The organism is Frankia sp. KB5, assembly GCF_002099325.1.
GTDB lineage: Bacteria > Actinomycetota > Actinomycetes > Frankiales > Frankiaceae > Frankia > Frankia casuarinae.
This window is the reverse complement of record NZ_MRUJ01000362.1, coordinates 1-3066: the sequence shown is the minus strand read 5'-3', so window position 1 is coordinate 3066 and position 3066 is coordinate 1. Positions and strand designations below refer to the sequence as shown.

3 protein-coding genes and 1 pseudogene are annotated in these 3066 nt (G+C 69.2%); 2 read left to right on the top strand and 2 right to left on the bottom strand.

Annotated features, from left to right (window positions below):
* Nucleotides 1-275 (bottom strand): annotated as a pseudogene (locus tag KBI5_RS24350) (hypothetical protein); the annotation flags it as partial.
* Between the two features lie 1194 nt (nt 276-1469).
* Between KBI5_RS24350 and KBI5_RS24340 the strand changes: the two are divergent.
* Both KBI5_RS24340 and KBI5_RS26730 read left to right on the top strand, forming a co-directional pair.
* Nucleotides 1470-1973, top strand: coding sequence for an alpha/beta fold hydrolase (locus KBI5_RS24340; RefSeq protein ID WP_157902594.1), 504 nt, complete (start codon nt 1470-1472; stop codon nt 1971-1973).
* 88 nt (nt 1974-2061) lie between these two features.
* On the top strand, nt 2062-2238 hold the full coding sequence (locus KBI5_RS26730; protein ID WP_157902593.1) for a hypothetical protein: 177 nt from the start codon (nt 2062-2064) through the stop codon (nt 2236-2238).
* Nucleotides 2239-2792: 554 nt separating this feature from the next.
* On the opposite strand, the gene KBI5_RS25745 is transcribed toward KBI5_RS26730, so the two are convergent.
* Nucleotides 2793-3066 (bottom strand): DUF3050 domain-containing protein (locus KBI5_RS25745; protein WP_116290013.1); only part of this gene is annotated, 274 nt, incomplete at its 5' end.

The window sequence follows — 3066 nt, the reverse complement described above, 5'->3', positions numbered from 1 at the left end:
ATCTGCCGGGTGGTCGCTCCGCCGAGCGCCAATTGGCGGATTCCGAGCAGGAGGCCGACGACGGACAGGTCCACCGCGGGTGCGACCAGCGGCGCGACGTACGGTGGCACCCCCAGGTGGAGTCCCAGGGCCCAGGAGTTGCCGAAGCCGAACAGGAAACTGAGCCCCATCACCAACACCATGATCACAGTGACTCYGCGGACGGCGGAACTTCCTGTCCCGTCGCCGCCACGACCGGCCGGCGCGGCTGCGGCTGTTGCCGCGTCGGCGCTCATCGAAGACCCCGCATGACCTTGGTCGGCTGCCAGGCGCCGGCTGATCGCTCGGGTGGCGCTGTCCGCTCCGCCGTGCCCGCCGCCACACCGGTTGCCACACAGGGGTGCAGCGAAGGCGCGGCGGGGGCGTCGCTGGCGCTCTCGGGGGCGGTGGATGTGTGGCAGTGCGTGTGGCAACGTGGGCCGCCAGGGGGGGACTCCAGCGACCAGAAGGGGACGTCAGGGCACGTGTATGGACGTTCCTGGACGGTATGGACCGGCCTGAAAAGCGGAAGGTCGGCGGTTCGACCCCGCCCCTGCCCACCCTTTTGACCTGCGGAAATAGCAGGATTTTTCGATCACCAGTTGATCATTATATGGCAACGAGTGTGGCAACGGTGTCGCGTGATCCCGGTGACGGTCCGTTTGCCACCCCGGGTGACCTGCGTAAACGGTAAATCTGACCATCCGCTTTCCTGGTGGGAGGTCACCAAGCCTGTGCTCGCGGACGTTGCCACAAAGTATGGGCCTCGTATGGCAACGGAGCACGGCCGGCCCGGTCGCGTCGGTGTCATGACCTGCGACAGCGCTCGAGATCGAGACTTTTTGACCGTCCGCTTTTGCGGCGGCGGTCGGCGGGGCTTGGCGTTCGGCGACTTCGATCTGGACGTGGAGATCGCCGCGGTACGCCCGTGTTCTCGCCGCCTCCGAGGAGGACCTGGCCGCCGGCCGGCTGCATCTGGCGCTCTACGTCGGTGGCACTCAGGACGCCGGGTCGAGTGCCGGCCGCTTCACCCCACTGCTTCCGGGTGGCACGCCGCGCGTGGCCGACCCGCCCACAGACGCGCTCGTCGCGGAGGTGGTGGCCCGGCCCCGCATTCCGGTGCTGGCGACGATCGCTCCACCGACCGGTGTCGCCTCGATTCGTATCCCCGTCGGGTTCCCCGCCCGGCCGGGTGATCTACGACTCGACGACTTGCTGCTTGTGGCCGACGCTGCGCGCCTCACGCTGTGGTCTCGGGATCGCCGGTGTCAGGTCGTGCCGGTTCTGAACTCTCGGATCGGGCCGCGTTACCTGCCGGCGGAGGCCCGGCTGCTGGCTCTGCTGGGCCGGTCCGGGTGCCGCCCGTGGCGGCTGTTCTCCTGTGGGTCGCTGCGTGACACCGCTTTCCAGCCACGGGTGCGGTACCGATCGACGATTCTCGCGCCTGCGCGGTGGCGCTTGCCGAGGCTGCTGTACTGGGCGGCCGGGTGGTGCTGGTGCACGGCGCGTTTCACCGCGCCGCCTGCTGGGACGGGCTGGTCGCGCGGCTGCGCGAGCGCGGGTGCRCCGTCGACACGGTCGACCTGCCGGGCCGCGACGATCCGGTGGCGGTGGCTGCCGCGACGCTGGCGGACTTCGTCGCGGCGGTGTCCGCCCGGGTGCGCGCGGTGGGCGGCCCCGTCGGTCACAGCCTGGGCGGCGTCACTGTCACCCAGGTGGCCCAGGAACTGCCTGACCTGATCGGTGCCGTGGTCTACGTGACGGCCTACATCCCGGGCAACGGGCAATGCGCAGTCGATGTCGGCTTCGACGACGAGCACCCGGCCGCGACCTTGCCCCTCGCGGCGAGTCAGCGCGGTCATGAGTCCGGGCTCTCTCCGTGCCGGTTGAACTCGGCCGCGAGCCGTTTTACACCGACCTCTCCGAGGCCGAGTACGCGCCGTACGCCGCGCTGATGGTGCCGGAGTCCCCGCTGGTGCCGTTCGAGCCGGTGTCGGTCACCGACGACGGCTGGGGAGGATCCGCAAGGTCTACGCCGAGACGTTGCGGGATGTCGCCATCCCCCTCGCCGTCCAGCGCCGGATGCACGCGGCGGCCGGCGTCCAGGCCGCCGACACGCACACGCTGGACACGGCGCACTCGCCCTTCGCGACGGCGACGGCCGCGTTGGCCGATATCGTCGCGGCCGAGGCCGGCCGGCTTGCGCACCCCGTCGGCTGATGCGTCAGCTGGTCAGCCAGATCGGCCGCTCACGGTCGGACAGCGCCTGATGGCCGGCGGAATCGCACGCAAGGCGTAGAGCGGCCCCGCGGCAGTCGGGCGCCCGGGTATGCGCTCCAGTATTCTGATTGTGACGTTGCGTGTCTATCGATGAATCTGTGCCGTGAAGGCACGCTCGGAGCCCCGCCGCCATTACTCCGGCGCGGGGCTCCGAGCGTGCAGGATCGGAAAATGCCGCAGTTCGTTCCGCACGTCGAGGAAGGTACTGCGGGACGCCTCAAGGATACCGTCTACGCCGACCCGAGGCCAACGGCCGGACGCCGCGTTCGAACTCGCCCATGCCGTCCAATCGACGATCATCGACGCCGCAGGCGGGACCTCCGTCCGTCGAACGCAACAGCGCCCGTCAGCAGGATCGTCACATGCGGCAGGACCGTCAGTGCACAGCAACGCGGAATCGGTTGAAGACCAGGCTCAGGGGGCGCGGCCGAGACCACACTGGCGGTTTCCGATGGCCACGGCCCGGCAGGCGGCCTCGGTTCTGGCCGGAGCGGTCAGGCATGCGCCCTGACTGCTCGGATCGCCTGTACGGTCCCATCCCAGAGCGCGACGCGGGCACGCATGGCCTGATTGACCGTACGTTCACAGGCCAGCCATTTCGCGTCATCATCGCCGCAGAGGTCCACCAGCATCTGCATCGCCATAGGGGTGTGTTCTTCACTGAGCCTTTCCCGGTAACCGCCTGTTGCGCTGTGTAGCAGCGGTGGGATGTTTGTGTGGTGGCTGTCAGGTGGTGCGGCCGTGTTCGGTGTGGAGGATGACGAGGGC